The following is a 16,559-nucleotide window of genomic DNA, read 5'->3' on the forward strand; positions in this document are numbered from 1 at the left end:
CTCACGGGAAGAGCCGCCCGTACTCGGCCAGGGCCACGGCCACGTCCACCTGCGCCCAGAAGCGGTGGTAGTTGAACGTCGGAGCCGGGCCGGTGCCCTGGAGGTAGGCGTTCACCTCGGGCCAGTCGGGGTCGTTCTTGTAGAACGATCTGATGGACATGAACGTCGAGCTGGAGTTGATCGTGTCGCCGTTCGGCATCTTGCCGGTCCAGCCCGGGGGCACGTAGACCGGGTCGTTCAGCCGCTTGTAGTCGGTCTTGGTCTCCGACACCGACACGCCCTTGGCGTCGCGGTTCTTCCACACGCCGTCCAGCAGCGCCTTGGCCATGGTCCTGGCCGCCGCGTTGTTCGCCTTGGCCGCGTAGTACATCAGGGCCTTGGCGTACGAGCCGGCCACGCCGACGTCGTTGGTGTAGTCGGCGACCGTCACGTGCAGGCCGGGGTTGGCCGGCGGCATGCCGCTCGTGGCGCTGAAGTCACCGGCGGGCTGGCCGGTCCACTTCAGCGTCGACGGCATCTCGTACGTGCCGTCCGCGTTGATCTTGGTGTTGGCCATCGCCCAGGTGACCCACTTGTCCAGCAGCGCCTTGGCGTCGGCGTTGCCCGAGGCGTAGTAGAGCTCGGCCACCCGCTCCATGGTCCACGCCTGGAACCCGAACCACTGGTTCGACGGCGGGTCGTGGTAGACGGGCTGCCAGTCGTAGGTCATGCCGTGGAACTTCGGCAGCCCCGCCGGCGGGCTGGCGTAGTGGCCCTCCCAGCTGTTGGTCGCGCCGCCCGCGATGGCGCCCTCGGCCGACTGGAGCCAGGTGTAGAACTGCAGCTGGCGGGTCAGGCTGGTGCTCCAGTCGGCCGCGCCGGTGCCGCTCTTGGGCTTCAGCTCGGCCACGTTGGCCAGCGCCCAGGCCGCGAGCGGGTTCTGGTAGCCGGAGTGGTTGTGGCTGGAGCCGATGCGCCAGGCCCAGCCCGCGCTGGTGTCGCTCGCGCCGCCCCAGGCGTAGTACCAGGACAGCAGGTAGTTGGAGGCGTCCTTGCCGGTGCCCGCGGCACACGAGGTGCTGGTGCAGCCGGGCTTCTTGAAGTACTTGTCGTACATCGCGTACCGCAGGTAGTCGCCCATCTTGGCGGCCTTGGCGACCGACGCGGAGATCTGCGACTCCTTGCCCTGCTGCTTGGCCCACGTCTGCGCCCAGTACGCCGCCTGGACGGCCCGCGCGTCGGCGTCGGGGGCGTTGGTGTACTTCCACTGCTTGGCGTAGTTGCTGTCCTTGGTGAACAGGTCGAGGTAGCCGTTGGGGCCGCCGAACTTGAACGTGTCGCAGGACGGCTGCGGGATGGTCTCGAAGACCGACTCCTCCGGGCCGCGCTGGTAGGTGTTGATGTAGGTGTTCTTGCTCGTGCCGTCGCCGCAGCGGCCGAAGCCGTAGGTGTTGTCGACGTCGAGCAGCCAGTGCATGCCGTAGACGTCACTGGTGTTGTACGCGCTCTTCAGCTCGTTGGCCAGCGGGTCCGAGCCCACGGACACCCCGGAGTCGAGCTGCGTCGGGTACTGCTTGATGTCGTTCCACTCACCGGCGTACGTGGCCGGCTTGGCGGGGTTGTAGAAGGAGTTCGTCGGCTGGTCGGCGGTCGAGGGGATGATGTACTTCTCCATCGAGGCCCACGCGTTGTTGAACTTCGCCCAGTCGCCGGTCACCTGCCCGTAGGTCGCCTCCAGCCACAGGTAGTAGCTGTAGGCCTCGGACGTGGTCTCGTGCCCGTGGTCGGGCGCCTCGACCATGAACGTCTCCACCGAGTGGTACGGCACGCCGTCGGGCGAGAAGTACCCGTTGGCCGGGTCGTGCAGTTCGTTGTACATCTCGACGAACCGCTTGACGTACTCGTTGTCGCCGCCCAGGTCGTCGTCCGCCTCGCCGGCGGTGACCTTGACCGGGCTGTAGCCGGTCGCGCTCACCGTGAACTCGGCGGTGCCGCTGGTGGTGTCGGCGTCGTCCGCCGCCGCCAGGGTGACGTTCTGGATGGTGTTCCAGTTGGCCGGGGTGAAGGTGAGCGAGCCGCCCGCGCTGACGGTCAGGTCGGCGTCGCCGCTGGTGCGGGCGGTGGTGACGGTCACGTTCGCGGCGGGCGCCTGCGAGAGCTTCACGCCGAAGCCCGCGGTCCCCTTCTCCGGCACGGAGATCGTGGTCGGGCTCACCACGAGGGCGGGCCCGGTGTCCTGCGAGACGGTGATCCCGACGGGGGCCGAGGTCGTGGTCGCGCCGCCGTTGTCGGTGGCCTTCGCGGTGATCGAGTAGCTGCCCGCGGCCACGTTCTGCCAGGTGTAGCCGTACGGCGCCGAGGTGTCGGTGCCGAGCAGCGTGGAGCCCTGGTAGAAGTCGACCTTGGAGACCGTGCCGTCGGTGTCGGCGGCGTTCGCGGCGATGGCCACGGTGGCCGGTGCGGTGAACGTCTGGCCGGCGGTGGGCGAGGTCAGCGCGACCGTGGGCGGGGTGTTGGCGCCGCCGCAGGTCACGCCGTTCACGGTGAACGAGGTCGGGCTCGGGTTGCTGCCCGTCCAGGTGCCGTTGAAGCCGAGCGTGGTCGAGGCGCCGGTGGCCAGGCTGCCGTTCCACGGCATGTTCGTCGCGGTGACGTGGGTGCCCGACTGCGTCCAGTTGGCGCTCCAGCCGGTCGGGGTGTACTTCTGGCCGGTGCCGGGGAAGTCGAAGCCGAGCGTCCACGAGGTGATCGGGTCGCCGGTGTTCTTCAGGGTCAGGTTGGCGGTGAACCCGCCCTGGCCGGGGCCGCTCGTCCACTGGTTGGCGGTGTACGTCACGTCGCAGGCGACGGCCGCGTGCGCGGGCAGCGCCGCGAGGGTCGTGGTCGTGCCCGCCGCGAGCACGAGCGTCACGGCTGCGGCGAGCCGCCTCGACAGGCGGGAAAGGCGGGAAGGAGGTCTGTGTTTCAAGGGATCTCCATGGGAGTAGGGGGTGTGGGAGCGCTCCCAAGGGGGATTGTGGGTGACCGGCGGCGTATGTCAACGGATCGCCCGTCCGCCGGCCCCCGCGTTTCCTCTCACCAGGCTGCCGATGATGAAAGTTTCATCCACGTTACGGGGCATTCGGCGAGCATGCGGCCCGGGAACGCCCGCCGCGGAGCCGCACTCATTTACAGGGCCGGGAGGGCGTCTCACTATGGGAGCGCTCCCAGCCAACTGACGTTCTGGAGATGATCGCTAGTGAGACTCCACAGCGGCCCACGCCGATGGGCCGTGACCATGACCGCCGCGAGCGTCGCGGCCCTCGGGCTCGTCGTCGGCCAGACCACGGCCGCCAGCGCCGCGGTGAACTGCGACGTGACCTACTCCGCCAACTCGTGGACGAGCAGCCCCGGTCAGGGCGGTTTCACCGCGAACATCACGTTGAAGAACACCGGCGACCCGATCACCTCGTGGACGCTGGGCTTCGACTTCCCCGGCACCGGCCAGAAGTACACCCCGACCGGCTGGAGCGCCAACTGGACGCAGTCGGGCACGCACGTCACCGCGACGAACATGCCCTACAACGGCAGCCTGGCCACCGGCGCCACCACCACCATGGGCTTCAACGGCACCTGGACGGGCAGCAACAACCCGCCCACCTCCTTCACCGTGAACGGCGTGACCTGCGGCGGCGTCAACCCCACCACCCCCGCGGTGGTCACCTCCGCCAGCTCGGTCGCGGTCAACGAGGGCGGCACCGCCACCTTCACCGCCAAGCTGTCCGCCGCCCCCTCCTCGAACGTCACCGTCACCACCCAGCGGACCAGCGGTGACACCGACCTGACCGTCAGCGCGGGCGGCTCGCTCACCTTCACGCCCGCCAACTGGAACACCGCCCAGACGGTCACCCTGGCCGCCGCCCAGGACGCCGACACCACCGCGGGCACGGCGGCCTTCTCCGTCGGCGGCACCGGCGTCACCTCGGCCACCGTCAACGCCACCGAGGTGGACGACGACGCGGTCGTGGAGCAGGCGCTGCTCGTGACGCCCACGTCGGTGACCGTGCCCGAGGGCGGGACGGCGACGTACACGGTCAAGCTGGCCGCGCAGCCGTCCGCGAACGTGACCGTCACCTCGACGGCGGGCAGCGGCGACGCCGACCTGACCGTCTCCGCCGGCGGCTCGCTCACCTTCACGCCCGCCAACTGGAACACCGCCCAGACGGTCACCCTGGCCGCCGCCCAGGACGCCGACACGACCAACGGCACCCGTCCCTTCACGGTCGCCGCCACCGGCCTGACCAGCAAGACGGTCACCGCCACCGAGGCCGACGACGACGGCCAGCCGCCCACCGGCCACGTGGAGAACCCGTACGCCGGCGCCACCGGCTACGTGAACCCGCAGTGGAAGGCCAAGGCCGCGGCCGAGCCCGGCGGCGCCGCCGTCGCCAACACCTCCACCGCCGTGTGGCTGGACCGCATCGCGGCCATCGCCGGCTCCTCCTCGGCCATGGGCCTCCAAGCCCACCTGGACGAGGCCGTGGCCCAGGACGCGCTCAACGGCTCGGCCCCGCTGACCGTGCAGTTCGTCGTCTACGACCTGCCCAACCGCGACTGCTCGGCGCTGGCCTCCAACGGCGAGCTGCTGATCGCCGAGAACGGCTTCAACCGCTACAAGGCCGAGTACATCGACGTGATCGCGAACATCCTGCGCGACCCCAAGTACGCCAACCTGCGCATCGTCACGATCATCGAGCCCGACTCGCTGCCCAACCTGATCACCAACATCAACAACTTCCCGAAGTGCGCCGAGGCCAACGGGCCCGGCGGCTACATCGACGGCGTCCGGTACGCGCTCAACAAGCTGCACGCCATCACCAACGTCTACACCTACGTGGACGCCGCCCACCACGCCTGGCTCGGCTGGGACTCGAACTTCGGCCCCGCCGTGAACCTCTTCTACAACATGGCCGCGGGCACCACGGCCGGCGTGGACAGCGTGGACGGCTTCATCGTCAACACCGCCAACTACTCCGCCACCAAGGAGCCCTACTTCACGATCAACACCATGGTGAACGGCCAGACCGTCCGCCAGTCCAAGTGGATCGACTGGAACTACTACGTGGACGAGTCCACCTTCGCCACGGCTCTGCGCACCGCGCTGGTCAACAAGGGCTTCAAGTCCGGGCTCGGCATGCTGGTCGACACCTCGCGCAACGGCTGGGGCGGCGCCGCCCGTCCGAGCGGCGCGAGCACCTCGACGGACGTGAACACCTTCGTCAACCAGTCACGCGTCGACCGGCGCATCCACGCCGGCAACTGGTGCAACCAGAGCGGCGCAGGTCTCGGCGCGCGGCCGACGGCCAGCCCCGAGGCCGGTTTCGACGCCTACGTCTGGATCAAGCCGCCGGGCGAGTCCGACGGCGCCAGCACCGACATCCCGAACGACGAGGGCAAGAAGTTCGACCGTATGTGCGACCCGACCTACACCGGCAACAACCTCAACGGCAACAACATGTCGGGCGCCCTCGGCGGCGCCCCGCTGTCCGGCCAGTGGTTCTCCGCCCAGTTCCAGGAGCTGGTCAGGAACGCCTACCCGCCGGTCAGCTAGCTCACCGAGTCGGCCGGGGGCTCCGGGGCCCCCGGCCGCCGACCGAGGGGCCCGCCTGACCCGGGCCCCTCGTCCGGCGAAGGGGCCCGGGCCGGCGCCCGGGCCCCTTCCGCGTCGGCGGGTGCGCCGCTCAGCGGCTCGCGCGCCACTCCGACACGACGTGATCGACGTCGAAGGGCATCAGGTTGAGCGGCGGCCCCGGCAGGCCCTTCCTGATCGCCTCGCGGATCTTCTCGTTGACCTCTTCGAGGATCTGCCGCACCTCGGTCTCGGACCGGGCCCCGCGGGCCTGCCGCAGCGCCTCCTCGGCCTCCTTGCGCAGCGCCAGCGTCGGGGGCAGCGGCATGGACAGCCCCTCGCTCTCCAGCTTCTGCTTGATCCACCACATCTCGTCGTGCGGCCGGTCGAGGCCGGGCAGCGGCTTGCCCGCGCCCGGCAGGTCGTCGAACTCCCCACGCTCGGCCGCCTCGCGGATCTGCCGGTCGATCCAGCTCTCGAACGGCATGCCCGCCGGCTTGCGGTCGGTCACGGACGCGGCTCCTCTCAGGCCAGGTTGTGGCTCGGCGCGACCGGCCCGCGCCAGCCGAGCACGGCCTCGGTCATGCGCACGGACGCCACCGTCGCGGCGACGTCGTGCACCCGCAGGATCCGGGCGCCCTTGAGGATGGAGACGACGTTCGCGGCGATCGTCCCCTCCTTGCGCTCACCCTGCGGGCGGTCGATGGTCTCGCCGATGAAGTCCTTGTTCGACAGCGCGACCAGGGTGGGATAGCCGATCGCGGTGATCTCCTCCAGCCGCCGCGTCAGCTCCAGGGAGTGGAAGGTGTTCTTGTTCAGGTCGTGGCCCGGGTCGATGATGATCCGGTCGGGGGCGATGCCGGCCTTGAGCGCGAAGGCGACCCGCTCGCGCAGGAAGCCGGCGACCTCGGCGACGACGTCGTCGTAGCTCGGGCGGAAGACCCGCCGGCCGGGGCCGCCGAGGCTGTGGGTGACGACCACGCTGGCGCCGGTCTCGGCCGCGACCTCGGCCAGGCCGGGCTCGCGCAGGCCGTTGGTGTCGTTGATGACGTCGGCGCCGGCCTCGACGGCCGCCCTGGCGACCTCGGGGCGGTGGGTGTCGACCGAGATGACGGCGTCGGTGGCGGCCCTGACCTCGGCGATCACCGGGACCACCCGCTCGATCTCCTCCTCGACGCCGATCGCGGCCTGGGCGGCGCTGAAGGCGAACCCGCCGATGTCCACCCAGTCGGCGCCCTCCTCGACGGCCCGCGCGCAGGCCGCGACCGCGCGGTCGAGCTCGTACGTGCGCCCCTGGTCGTGGAAGGAGTTGGGGGTCCTGTTGACGATGGCCATGATGGCGATCTGGCGTTCGAAATCGAACTCCCGCCGCCCGATGCGGCGGACCGGGGAGATGATCTCGGGGGGATTGTTTCCGCCGCTCACGTAGTGGCCCCTTCCGTCTCCTGCCGAGCCTACCCGGGGCCGTGGCAGCGCGATCGGGCGCGGTCGGGCGCGGTCGGGCGCGCCCGCGCTCAGACCTGGAAGTGCCCGGAGGGCCCGCCGCCGCCGGTGACCCGGATCCGTTTCATGGAGCTCGGCGGGACGGACGCGTGCGGCAGGCGCATGGTGAGCCGGACCGTGGTGCCGTCCGGGCCGGTGCGGACGTCCACGACGTCGCACAACCGCCGGATCAGGTAGATGCCGCGGCCGGTGTAGGAGAAGCTGGACGGCTGGACGTCCCCGTCGAGGTAGGCCTGCGGGATGCCCGTCCCCTGGTCCGTCGTCTCCGAGCGGATGACGCCGTCGACCGTCCACAACGTCAGGTGCCCGCGCCCGCCCGCGTGCTCCACGGCGTTGACCACGCTCTCGTGCACGGCGAGCACGAAGTCGTCAAGCCGGCCGTCGCGCAGCCCGCTGTTCTCCGCCTGCTCGGCGACCGCGCGGCGCAGCTTGGTGACGTCGTGGAGGGTGAAGACCTGGGTCAGGAGAAGGGCCATGGCGCTCCTTCGTGTCGTCACGACACGCAGGCCACGCCTCTGGACCTTGCGTAGAGAACCGTCCCCTTCCCCGGCCGGGCGGCCCTACACCTGCGGATCAGGGATGGGTGCCGACCCCTGTGGCCAGCTCCTTGACCCGGCCCAGCGGGCCGCCGTCGGGGGCCAGCGGCGGGGTCTCCATGCCGGCGCCGTCGTGCAGGCCGTCCAGCAGCTCGCGCATGGCGTCCCAGGAGGAGTGCCGCGGCCGCCAGCCTAGGACGTCCCTGGCCCTGTCGGTCTTCATGACGGGGATGCGCAGGGCCAGTTCGAGCAGGCCGGGCGAGGCGGGCACCAGCCGCAGGTGCCAGCCGGCCGACATCAGCGTCCTGGCCAGCCAGGGCTTGACCGGTATCGTCCGCGTGCCGAGGAGCTTGGCCAGGTCGGCGGGGTCGAGCACGGGTTCGGCGGCCAGGTTGAAGGCCCCCGACACCGTCCTGGTCACCGCCAGCCGGTACGCCTCGGCCGCGTCGTCGGCGTGCAGCACCTGGAGCCGCAGTCCGGGCACGTCGGGCACGAACGGGATGCGGCCGGGCCGGACCAGCCGGCGCGGCAGGAACGGCCCGGCGAACAGTCGGCGCTGCTCGGTGGCCGCCGCCCGCTGGAAGATGAACCCCGGCCGCATCCGCACCACGCGGATCGCCGGGTGGTCGTGCTCGAAGACGTCGAGCACCCGCTCGACGTACGCCTTCTCCCGGCCGTACGCGGCGCCCGGCCAGCCGTGCGTGGGCCAGCTCTCGTCCACCGGACGGTCCTTGGGGCCCGGCGAGTACGCGCCGACCGAGGAGGCGTGGACCAGCGCGGGCACCCCGGCCTCGGCCACCGCGCGGAACACCCGCATGCTGCCCAGCACGTTCGCCCGCCAGGTCACGGCCGGGTCCCTGGTGGGCTGGAACAGCCACGCGAGGTGCACGACGGCGTCGGCGCCCTCGAAGATGCGGGACAGGTCGCCGGTGGCGACGTCGGCCTGCCGCCACTCGGTGCGGTCGATGCGCCATCCCGGCAGCCGGCGGGCCACGCCCACGATCGACGTCACGTTGTCATCCGCGGCGAGCGCGCGTACGACGCTCGTGCCGACATTGCCGGTAGCCCCGACCACCACGACTCTCATGACCGCACCGCTGCCCGCGCTCCCGAGGGTGAAACCCCTGGTCAGGGCTGCAGCACGAGCTTTATCGCGCCGTCCGCCTTCTTCTGGAACATCTCGTACGCCTGCGGCGCCTCCTCCAGCGGCATGCGGTGGGTGGTCAGGTCCATGACGCCGAGCGGGTCGGAGTCGTCGGTGACCAGCGGCATGATCCGGTTGATCCACCGCCGCACGTGGGCCTGGCCCATCCGCAGCGTGATGCCCTTGTCGAACATGCGCAGCATCGGCATCGGGTCGGTCATGCCGCCGTAGACGCCGATGACGGAGATGACGCCGCCCCGGCGGACGGTGTCGATGGCCTGGTTGAGCGCGGCCAGCCGGTCGACGCCCGCGTGGGACATCAGCGGCGCGGCCACCGCGTCGGGCAGCAGCCCGGTGAGCGTCTGGGCGATCTTGGCGGCCGGCGAGCCGTGGGCCTCCATGCCGACGGCGTCGATCACCGAGTCGGTGCCGCGGCCCGAGGTGAGCTCGCGGATCGCCCCGGGCACGTCGGAGGTCTCGCTGCCGTCCACGACCTCGATGCCGTGGCGGCGGGCCATCTCCAGGCGTTCGGTGACGCCGTCCACGCCGATCACGCGGTGGCCGAGGTGGCGGGCGATGCGGGCGCACATCTGGCCGATGGGGCCGAGGCCGAAGACGGTGACGCTGCCGCCGTCCGGGATCTCCGCGTAGTCCACGGCCTGCCAGGCGGTCGGCAGCACGTCGGACAGGAACAGGAAGCGCTCGTCCGGCGGGCCCTCGGGCACCTTGATCGGGCCGAACTGGGCCTCGGGCACGCGCAGGTACTCGGCCTGGCCGCCGGGCACCTGGCCGTACAGCCTGGTGTAGCCGAACAGCGCGGCGCCCATGCCCTGCTCCTTCACCTGCGTGGTCTCGCACTGCGCGTACAGCTCCAGGCCGCACATGTGGCAGTGGCCGCAGGCGATGTTGAACGGGATGACCACGCGGTCGCCGGGTTTGATGTCGGTGACGGCGGCCCCGACGGCCTCGACGACGCCCATGGGCTCGTGGCCGAGGATGTCGCCCTCGGCCATGAAGGGCCCGAGCACCTCGTACAGGTGCAGGTCGGAGCCGCAGATGCCGGTGCTGGTCACCCTGATCACCGCGTCGTTGGGCTCCTTGATGGCCGGGTCGGGGACCTCCTCGACCCGTACGTCCCGCTTGCCGTGCCAGGTGACGGCCTTCATGACGCCTCCAGATGGGATTCGGACGGCACAAATCCCGCATACCCCCACATAAGGCTCCAAACGGTTTGCCCCATAACACCGTGATAGGGGTGTTTTGAGACGACCACTCCTCGTATTCGGACTCGTACCGTGCAGACACCCCCCTGTACGCGAGGAGACGTGCACATGCTCCCCAGGAAGACCGTGACGGCGGGCATCGCGATCGCCGTCACCATGATCAGCGTCCCGGCCCTGGCCTTCGCGGCGAAGGGCGCCACGGCCCAGGACGAGACCCCCTACTCCATCGCCCGCAGCAACGCGGAAGCCGTCGCCGACCCCCCGCAGGGCCTGGTCGACGCCATGAGCCGGGACCTCGGCATCACCGGCCAGCAGGCCGAGGCCCGCCTGGTCAACGAGGCCGCCGCGGCCGGTCTCGAACCCACCCTGCGCGCCCACTTAGGCGCCTCCTACGCCGGCTCCTGGGTGACCGGCCCCACCTCCACCCCGATCACCGCCACCACCGACCCGGCGCAGGTGGCCGCCATCACCAAGGCCGGTGTGCAGGCCCGCGTGGTCGCCCGCTCGCTGAGCAGCCTCGACGGGGTCAAGGCCAGGCTCGACGCCGCCTCGGCCAAGGCCCCGAAGACCGCCCCCGTCTGGTACGTGGACGTCGTCAACAACACCGTCGTCGTCCTCAGCTCCAACCCCGCCAAGGCCGCCGCCTGGGTGAAGGCCAGCGGCGCGGACGCCTCCGCCGTCCAGGTCGTGCGCTCGGCCGAGAAGCCCACGCTGTTCTACGACGTCCGCGGCGGCGACGCCTACTACATCGGCTCCGGCACCCGCTGCTCCGTCGGCTTCTCGGTGACCAAGGCCGGCTCGCAGGGCGGCTTCGTCAGCGCCGGCCACTGCGGCACCGCCGGGTCCAGCACGTCCGGCTCCAACCGGGTCGCCATGGGCACGTTCCGCGGCTCGTCCTTCCCGGGCAACGACTACTCCTGGGTCGAGGTCAACGGCCAGTGGACCCCGACCGGCGTGGTGAACGGCTACAGCGCCGGCATCCTGCCCGTACGCGGCTCGACCGTCGCCCAGGTGGGCTCGGCCGTCTGCCGCGCCGGATCGACCACCGGTTACCACTGCGGCTCGGTCCAGCAGCTCAACGCCAGCGTCACCTACCAGGAGGGCACCGTCTCCGGCGTGACGCGGACCAACGTCTGCGCCGAGCCCGGCGATTCCGGCGGCTCGTTCATCTCCGGCGACCAGGCCCAGGGCGTGACGTCGGGCGGCTCGGGCAACTGCAGCTCCGGCGGCACGACGTACTTCCAGCCGGTCAACGAGATCCTGTCCACCTACGGCCTGACCCTCGCCACCCAGGGCGGCGGCCCCGGCCCGACCAGCACGCCGACGGTCACGACCACCGTCGGCGGCACGTGGGCGGCGGGCACGACGTACGCGGCCGGCGCGACGGTGACCTACGGCGGCTCGACCTACCGCTGCCTCCAGGGGCACACCGCCCAGCCCGGCTGGGAGCCGCCGAACGTGCCGGCTCTCTGGCAGCGCGTCTGACCCCCTAGACGTCCAGGGCGGAGATACCCCCTCACGACCTGGACCGCGCGGCCGGGCGATGTCCCACTCCTCCGTCAGGGACATCGCCCGGCCCATGCGCTTCAAGCGGCCGTCAGGACGCCTCTCCGGCCAGCCGCAGGGCCTCCTCGACCAGCGTCTCCACGATCCGCGACTCCGGGACGGTGCGGACCACCTCGCCCCTCACGAAGATCTGCCCCTTGCCGTTGCCCGAGGCCACCCCCAGGTCCGCCTCCCTGGCCTCGCCCGGCCCGTTGACCACGCAGCCCATCACCGCCACCCGCAGCGGATGGGGGAACCCGTCGAGCGCCGCGGTGACCCGTTCGGCCAGCCCGTACACGTCGACCTGGGCCCGCCCGCACGACGGGCAGGAGACGATCTCCAGCCTGCGCCGCCGCAGCCCCAGGGACTCCAGGATCCCGATCCCGACCTTGACCTCCTCCACCGGCGGCGCGGACAGCGAGACGCGGATCGTGTCGCCGATGCCCTCGTCGAGCAGGATCCCGAACGCCACCGCCGACTTGATCGTGCCCTGCACGAGCGGCCCAGCCTCGGTGACGCCGAGGTGCAGCGGGTAGTCGCAGCTGCGGGCCAGCATCCGGTAGGCCGCCGTCATCACCTGCGGGTCGTGGTGCTTGACGGAGAGCTTGATGTCGCGGAAGCCGTGCTCCTCGAACAACGAGCACTCCCACAGCGCCGACTCCACCAGCGCGGCCGGCGTGGCCCTGCCGTGCTTGGCCAGCAGGCGGGGGTCGAGCGAACCGGCGTTGACGCCGATGCGGATCGACACCCCCGCCCCGGACGCGGCCCGCGCGATCTCGCCCACCTTGTCGTCGAATTTTTTGATGTTCCCGGGATTGACCCGGACCGCCGCGCACCCCGCCTCGATGGCGGCGAAGACGTACCGCGGCTGGAAGTGGATGTCGGCGACGACCGGGATCTGCGACTTGCGCGCGATCTCCGGCAGCGCGTCGGCGTCGTCCTGGGTCGGCACCGCGACGCGGACGATCTGGCAGCCCGCCGCCGTCAGCTCGGCGATCTGCTGCAACGTGGCGTTGACGTCGGCCGTCACCGTCGTCGTCATCGACTGCACCGAGACGGGCGCGTCGCCCCCCACCGGCACGGACCCCACCATCACCTGCCTGGACGCCCTGCGCGCCCGATGTCGCACCGGCAGTCCGAGATCTACAGCGGCCACCTGTCCAGCTCCCTTCGAACGGTGTGCGCGATGCCCTGGCCGGTGAGCCCGGCCTCGGCGAGCAACCCGGCCCGGCTCCCGTGCGCGACGAACTCGCGCGGCAGGCCGAGGTTGACGATGTGCCGACCGGGGCCGCACTCCTGCCGGAGCAGGGCGCCGGCCCCGCAGGCGGCCAGGCCGTCCTCGACGGTCACCACCAGCCGGGCGGCCGCGGCCGGCCCGCGCAGACCGGCCGGGACCGGGATCACCCAGCGGGGATCGACCACGGTCACGCCGATCCCGGCGGCCGACAACATGGCCGCCGCGCCCAGGCACGGCCCGGCCATCGGCCCGACCGCCACCAGCAGCACGTCGGGGCCGCCCGCGAAGAGCACGTCGACGTCGCCCACCCGCCCCACGCGCGGGAGTTCGGGGCCGGCGACCGCCTTGGGGAAGCGCAGCGCGGTGGGGCCGGGGTGCTCGACCGCCTCCTCCAGCAGCTCGCACAGCCGGTGGGCGTCGCGCGGCGCGGCCACCCGCATGCCGGGCACCATGGCCAGCGCCGCGAGGTCCCACATGCCGTGGTGGCTGGGCCCGTCGGGGCCGGTGAGCCCGGCCCGGTCGAGCACCAGCGTCACCGGCAGCCGGTGCAGGGCGACGTCCATCAGCACCTGGTCGAGGGCGCGCCCGAGGAACGTCGCGTAGACGGCGACCACGGGGTGCAGGCCCGCCATGGCCATGCCCGCCGCCGAGGCCAGCGCCTGCTGCTCGGCGATGCCGACGTCGAACATGCGGCCGGGGAAGCGCCGGCCGAAGCAGGCCAGCCCGGTCGGCCCCGGCATCGCGGCGGTGACGGCCACCAGGTCGTCGCGGCGCTCGCCGAGCACGCACAGGTGCCGGGCGAACGCGTCGGTCCAGGTGAAGGAGCCGGCGGCGAGCGGACGGCCGGTGGCCGGGTCGGTGGCCGGGATCGCGTGCAGGTGCTCGTCGTGGTCGCGCTCGGCCGGGTCGTAGCCGCGGCCCTTGCGGGTGACGCAGTGGACCACGACGGGGACGCGCAGCTCGCGGGCGGCGCGCAGGACCCCTTCGAGCGCGGCGATGTCGTGGCCGTCGACCGGGCCCAGGTAGCGCAGGCCGAGCTGCTCGAAGACGGTCACGTCGGCGGCCGTGCGCAGCCGGGCGAGGTGGTCGGCGATGCCGCCGTGGGTGGGGGCGTAGGAGCGGCCGTTGTCGTTGAGCACGACGACGACCGGCCGGTGACGGGCGGCGCCCAGGTTGTTGAGCGCCTCCCAGGCCATCCCGCCGGTGAGCGCGCCGTCGCCGACCACGGCGACCACCGCCCGGTCGGCGTCGCCGGTCAGCAGGCGCGCCTTGGCCAGGCCGTCGGCGTAGGCGAGCGCGGTGGAGGCGTGGGAGTTGTCGACGTGGTCGTGCACGGACTCGTCCCGGCTCGGGTAGCCGCTGAGGCCGCCCCGGCAGCGCAGGGCGTCGAAGGAGTCGCGCCGCCCGGTCAGGATCTTGTGGACGTACGCCTGGTGCCCGGTGTCGAAGACGATGGCGTCGCCGGGCGAGTCGAAGACGCGGTGGAGGGCGATCGTGAGCTCGACGACGCCGAGGTTGGAGCCGAGGTGCCCGCCGCGGACGCTCACCTTCTCGACCAGGAACTCGCGGATCTCGCGGGCCAGGCCGGGCAGCAGCTCGGCGGGCAGGGCACGCAGGTCTTGGGGAGTGGAAACGTACGGCAACAGGGTCGTCATGACATCCCCTGACGGTGTTGCGGTGAGCCAAAAGAATAGTTGAAAGGCCCAAGACACTTTACACGCTCTGTATTCAAGTAGTAACTATTGGTAGTGCGTCCCGACCAGAAGGAGCCGAGCGGATGCCGGTGAGCTTCACTCAGCACTACCTCGGATCGCGGATCGAGCGACGCCTCGCCGACTTCCTGGAGACGTGGCGCGCGCCCGTCTCCGATCCCGACGTCCAGACGGCCTACCGGCTGCTGACCGAGTTCATCCTCGGCGGCGGCAAGCGCATCCGTCCCCTGCTGTGCTACTGGGGCTGGCGGGGCGCGGGCGGCGCCGACTGCGACGAGATTGTCAGCGCCGCGGCGGCCCTGGAGCTGTGCCACGCCGGGCTGCTCATCCACGACGACATCATGGACGGCAGCGAGCTGCGCCGGGGCCGGGCGACCATCCACCGCAACCTCGCCGACCTCCACCGCGGCCCGTCCGCGGAGGCGTTCGGGCACGCGGGCGGCATCCTGCTCGGCACGCTCAGCCTGGCCTGGTCCGACACCCTGCTGTCGTCGTGCGGCGTCGAGCCCGTCCGCCTGCGGGCCGCCCACCACCTCTTCGACGCCATGCGCACCGAGGTCATCAGCGGCCAGTACCTCGACATCCTCGCCCAGCTCCGCGCCGGCGCGAGCGTGCCGGAGGCGCTCACGGTGATCCGCTACAAGACGGCCAAGTACACCGTCGAGCGGCCGTTGCAGATCGGCGGCGCCCTGGCCGGCGCCTCACCCGAGCTGCTCGACGCCTTCTCCCGGTTCGGCGTGCCGCTCGGCGAGGCGTTCCAGCTGCGCGACGACGTGCTGGGCACGTTCGGCTCGGCGGCCGAGACCGGCAAGTCCGCGCTCGACGACCTGCGCGAGGGCAAGCACACGGTGCTGATCGCGCACGCCGTGGCGCACGCCTCGCCCGCGCAGCTCGGCTACCTGCGCGCCTGGCACGGCAACCCGGCGCTCACCGAGGAGCAGGCCGCCGGGCTGCGCACCATCCTCATCGACACCGGCGCGCTCGACCAGGTCGAGTCGATGATCGACGAACGCGTGGGCGAGGCCACGGCCGCCCTGGCCCGGGCGCCGATCGGGCCCGAGGCCGGCGGCGCGCTGTCCGTCCTGGCCGACCAGCTCGCGCACCGTACCAAGTAGGGGGCTCTCCGATGGGACGCGTACTGCTCGCGGCCCCGCGTGGTTACTGCGCGGGCGTCGAACGGGCCATCTTCTCCGTGGAGGAGGCGCTGCGGCGCTTCGGGCCACCGGTCTACGTGCGCAAGCAGATCGTGCACAACACGTTCGTGGTGGCCGACCTCACCGAGCGCGGGGCGGTGTTCGTCGAGGAGCTCGACGAGGTGCCGGACGGCGCGCTGGTGATCTTCTCGGCCCACGGCGTCTCCCCCGCGGTCCGGCAGGAGGCCGGGGGCCGCGGCCTGCGCACGATCGACGCCACCTGCCCCCTGGTCACCAAGGTGCACAAGGAGGCGGTGCGGCTGGCCGAGGCCGGTCACGAGATCGTGCTCATCGGCCACGCCGAGCACGAGGAGGTCGAGGGCACCCTCGGCGAGGCGCCCGGCCGCATCCACGTCGTCGATCCGGCCAGGCCCCACGAGGTCACCGCGAGCGGCGCGGCGCGCATGACCTGGCTGTCGCAGACCACCCTGTCGGTCGACGAGACCATGGGCGCCGTCGCCGAGCTGCGCGGCCGTTTCCCCCAGCTGGCCGACCCGCCGAGCGACGACATCTGCTACGCCAGCCAGAACCGCCAGGAGGCGATCACCCGCATCGCCCCCCGCTGCGACCTGGTCATCGTCGTCGGCTCGGCCAACTCCTCCAACTCCCGGCGGCTGGTCGAGGTCGCGCTGCACGCCGGCGCGCCCGCCGCCCACCTGGTCGACCGCGCCGCCGACGCCGACCCGCGATGGCTCGGCGGCGTGGGCACGGTCGGGGTCAGCTCCGGCGCGTCCGTGCCCGACGTGCTGGTCGAGGACCTGCTCGGCTGGCTCGCCGGCCACGGCTACACCGACGTGGAGCCCGTGACCGTGACCGAGGAGACGCTCACCTTCTCCCTCCCCCTGGAACTCCGTTCCTCCCGCAACCCCGGCTAGACCC

Annotated in this window: 12 protein-coding genes; 4 read left to right on the forward strand and 8 right to left on the reverse strand. The window is 71.7% G+C overall.

Annotation, left to right across the window (positions count from 1 at the left end):
- Position 1 precedes the first annotated feature (1 nt).
- The gene (locus ACFYYW_RS32690; RefSeq protein ID WP_387654447.1) at positions 2 to 2,890 is read right to left on the reverse strand and encodes a glycoside hydrolase family 48 protein; all 2,889 of its coding nucleotides are present in this window, start codon (positions 2,888 to 2,890) and stop codon (positions 2 to 4) included.
- A 366-nt stretch (positions 2,891 to 3,256) separates the two neighbouring features.
- Between ACFYYW_RS32690 and ACFYYW_RS32695 the strand changes: the two genes are divergently transcribed.
- Positions 3,257 to 5,569 carry a glycoside hydrolase family 6 protein gene (locus ACFYYW_RS32695; RefSeq protein ID WP_387654450.1) on the forward strand — a complete coding sequence of 771 codons (2,313 nt, stop codon included), beginning with the start codon at positions 3,257 to 3,259 and terminating at the stop codon, positions 5,567 to 5,569.
- Positions 5,570 to 5,699: 130 nt separating this feature from the next.
- On the opposite strand, the gene ACFYYW_RS32700 is transcribed toward ACFYYW_RS32695, so the two are convergent.
- The 5 genes from ACFYYW_RS32700 to ACFYYW_RS32720 all read right to left on the reverse strand — a co-directional run bounded on the left by ACFYYW_RS32700 (position 5,700) and on the right by ACFYYW_RS32720 (position 9,936).
- Positions 5,700 to 6,098 (reverse strand): DUF1992 domain-containing protein, encoded by a 399-nt coding sequence (locus ACFYYW_RS32700; protein WP_352323008.1) that lies wholly within the window; start codon positions 6,096 to 6,098, stop codon positions 5,700 to 5,702.
- 14 nt (positions 6,099 to 6,112) lie between these two features.
- On the reverse strand, positions 6,113 to 7,012 hold the full coding sequence (gene folP / locus ACFYYW_RS32705; RefSeq protein ID WP_352323007.1) for a dihydropteroate synthase: 900 nt from the start codon (positions 7,010 to 7,012) through the stop codon (positions 6,113 to 6,115).
- 89 nt (positions 7,013 to 7,101) lie between these two features.
- Positions 7,102 to 7,566 (reverse strand): ATP-binding protein, encoded by a 465-nt coding sequence (locus ACFYYW_RS32710; RefSeq protein ID WP_387654455.1) that lies wholly within the window; start codon positions 7,564 to 7,566, stop codon positions 7,102 to 7,104.
- A 97-nt stretch (positions 7,567 to 7,663) separates the two neighbouring features.
- Positions 7,664 to 8,713, reverse strand: coding sequence for an NAD-dependent epimerase/dehydratase family protein (locus ACFYYW_RS32715; protein WP_387654457.1), 1,050 nt, complete (start codon positions 8,711 to 8,713; stop codon positions 7,664 to 7,666).
- A gap of 41 nt (positions 8,714 to 8,754) precedes the next feature.
- A complete protein-coding gene (locus ACFYYW_RS32720) occupies positions 8,755 to 9,936 on the reverse strand; it encodes a zinc-dependent alcohol dehydrogenase (protein WP_387654459.1) in 1,182 nt (393 codons plus the stop codon).
- A gap of 165 nt (positions 9,937 to 10,101) precedes the next feature.
- On the opposite strand from ACFYYW_RS32720, the gene ACFYYW_RS32725 reads away from it, so the two are divergent.
- Positions 10,102 to 11,478 (forward strand): carbohydrate-binding protein, encoded by a 1,377-nt coding sequence (locus ACFYYW_RS32725; RefSeq protein ID WP_387654462.1) that lies wholly within the window; start codon positions 10,102 to 10,104, stop codon positions 11,476 to 11,478.
- Positions 11,479 to 11,590: 112 nt separating this feature from the next.
- Here the strand turns inward: ACFYYW_RS32725 and ispG are convergent, their stop codons facing one another.
- Both ispG and ACFYYW_RS32735 read right to left on the reverse strand, forming a co-directional pair.
- Positions 11,591 to 12,694: a flavodoxin-dependent (E)-4-hydroxy-3-methylbut-2-enyl-diphosphate synthase gene (gene ispG, locus ACFYYW_RS32730; protein ID WP_387654464.1), complete on the reverse strand. Its 1,104-nt coding sequence runs from the start codon at positions 12,692 to 12,694 to the stop codon at positions 11,591 to 11,593.
- The gene (locus ACFYYW_RS32735) at positions 12,682 to 14,430 is read right to left on the reverse strand and encodes a 1-deoxy-D-xylulose-5-phosphate synthase (RefSeq protein ID WP_387654467.1); all 1,749 of its coding nucleotides are present in this window, start codon (positions 14,428 to 14,430) and stop codon (positions 12,682 to 12,684) included. Before ACFYYW_RS32735 ends, ispG begins: the two co-directional genes overlap by 13 nt.
- Before the next feature lie 128 nt (positions 14,431 to 14,558).
- On the opposite strand from ACFYYW_RS32735, the gene ACFYYW_RS32740 reads away from it, so the two are divergent.
- Together ACFYYW_RS32740 and ACFYYW_RS32745 are read left to right on the forward strand one after the other, a co-directional pair.
- Positions 14,559 to 15,602, forward strand: a complete 1,044-nt coding sequence (locus ACFYYW_RS32740) for a polyprenyl synthetase family protein (RefSeq protein ID WP_352323000.1) — start codon at positions 14,559 to 14,561, stop codon at positions 15,600 to 15,602.
- A gap of 11 nt (positions 15,603 to 15,613) precedes the next feature.
- A complete protein-coding gene (locus ACFYYW_RS32745) occupies positions 15,614 to 16,555 on the forward strand; it encodes a 4-hydroxy-3-methylbut-2-enyl diphosphate reductase (protein WP_387654470.1) in 942 nt (313 codons plus the stop codon).
- Positions 16,556 to 16,559: the final 4 nt, after the last annotated feature.

Origin of the sequence: Nonomuraea sp. NPDC001831 (assembly GCF_042892035.1) — a bacterium.
GTDB lineage: Bacteria > Actinomycetota > Actinomycetes > Streptosporangiales > Streptosporangiaceae > Nonomuraea.

Bases quoted from the DNA above. Each gene is read 5' to 3' on its own strand.
- ACFYYW_RS32695 (WP_387654450.1), top strand. From the start codon at position 3,257: ATGACCGCCGCGAGCGTCGCGGCCCTCGGGCTCGTCGTCGGCCAGACC.
- ACFYYW_RS32710 (WP_387654455.1), bottom strand. From the start codon at position 7,566: ATGGCCCTTCTCCTGACCCAGGTCTTCACCCTCCACGACGTCACCAAG.
- ACFYYW_RS32715 (WP_387654457.1), bottom strand. From the start codon at position 8,713: ATGAGAGTCGTGGTGGTCGGGGCTACCGGCAATGTCGGCACGAGCGTC.
- ACFYYW_RS32720 (WP_387654459.1), bottom strand. From the start codon at position 9,936: ATGAAGGCCGTCACCTGGCACGGCAAGCGGGACGTACGGGTCGAGGAG.
- ACFYYW_RS32725 (WP_387654462.1), top strand. From the start codon at position 10,102: ATGCTCCCCAGGAAGACCGTGACGGCGGGCATCGCGATCGCCGTCACC.
- ACFYYW_RS32735 (WP_387654467.1), bottom strand. From the start codon at position 14,430: ATGACGACCCTGTTGCCGTACGTTTCCACTCCCCAAGACCTGCGTGCC.
- ACFYYW_RS32745 (WP_387654470.1), top strand. From the start codon at position 15,614: ATGGGACGCGTACTGCTCGCGGCCCCGCGTGGTTACTGCGCGGGCGTC.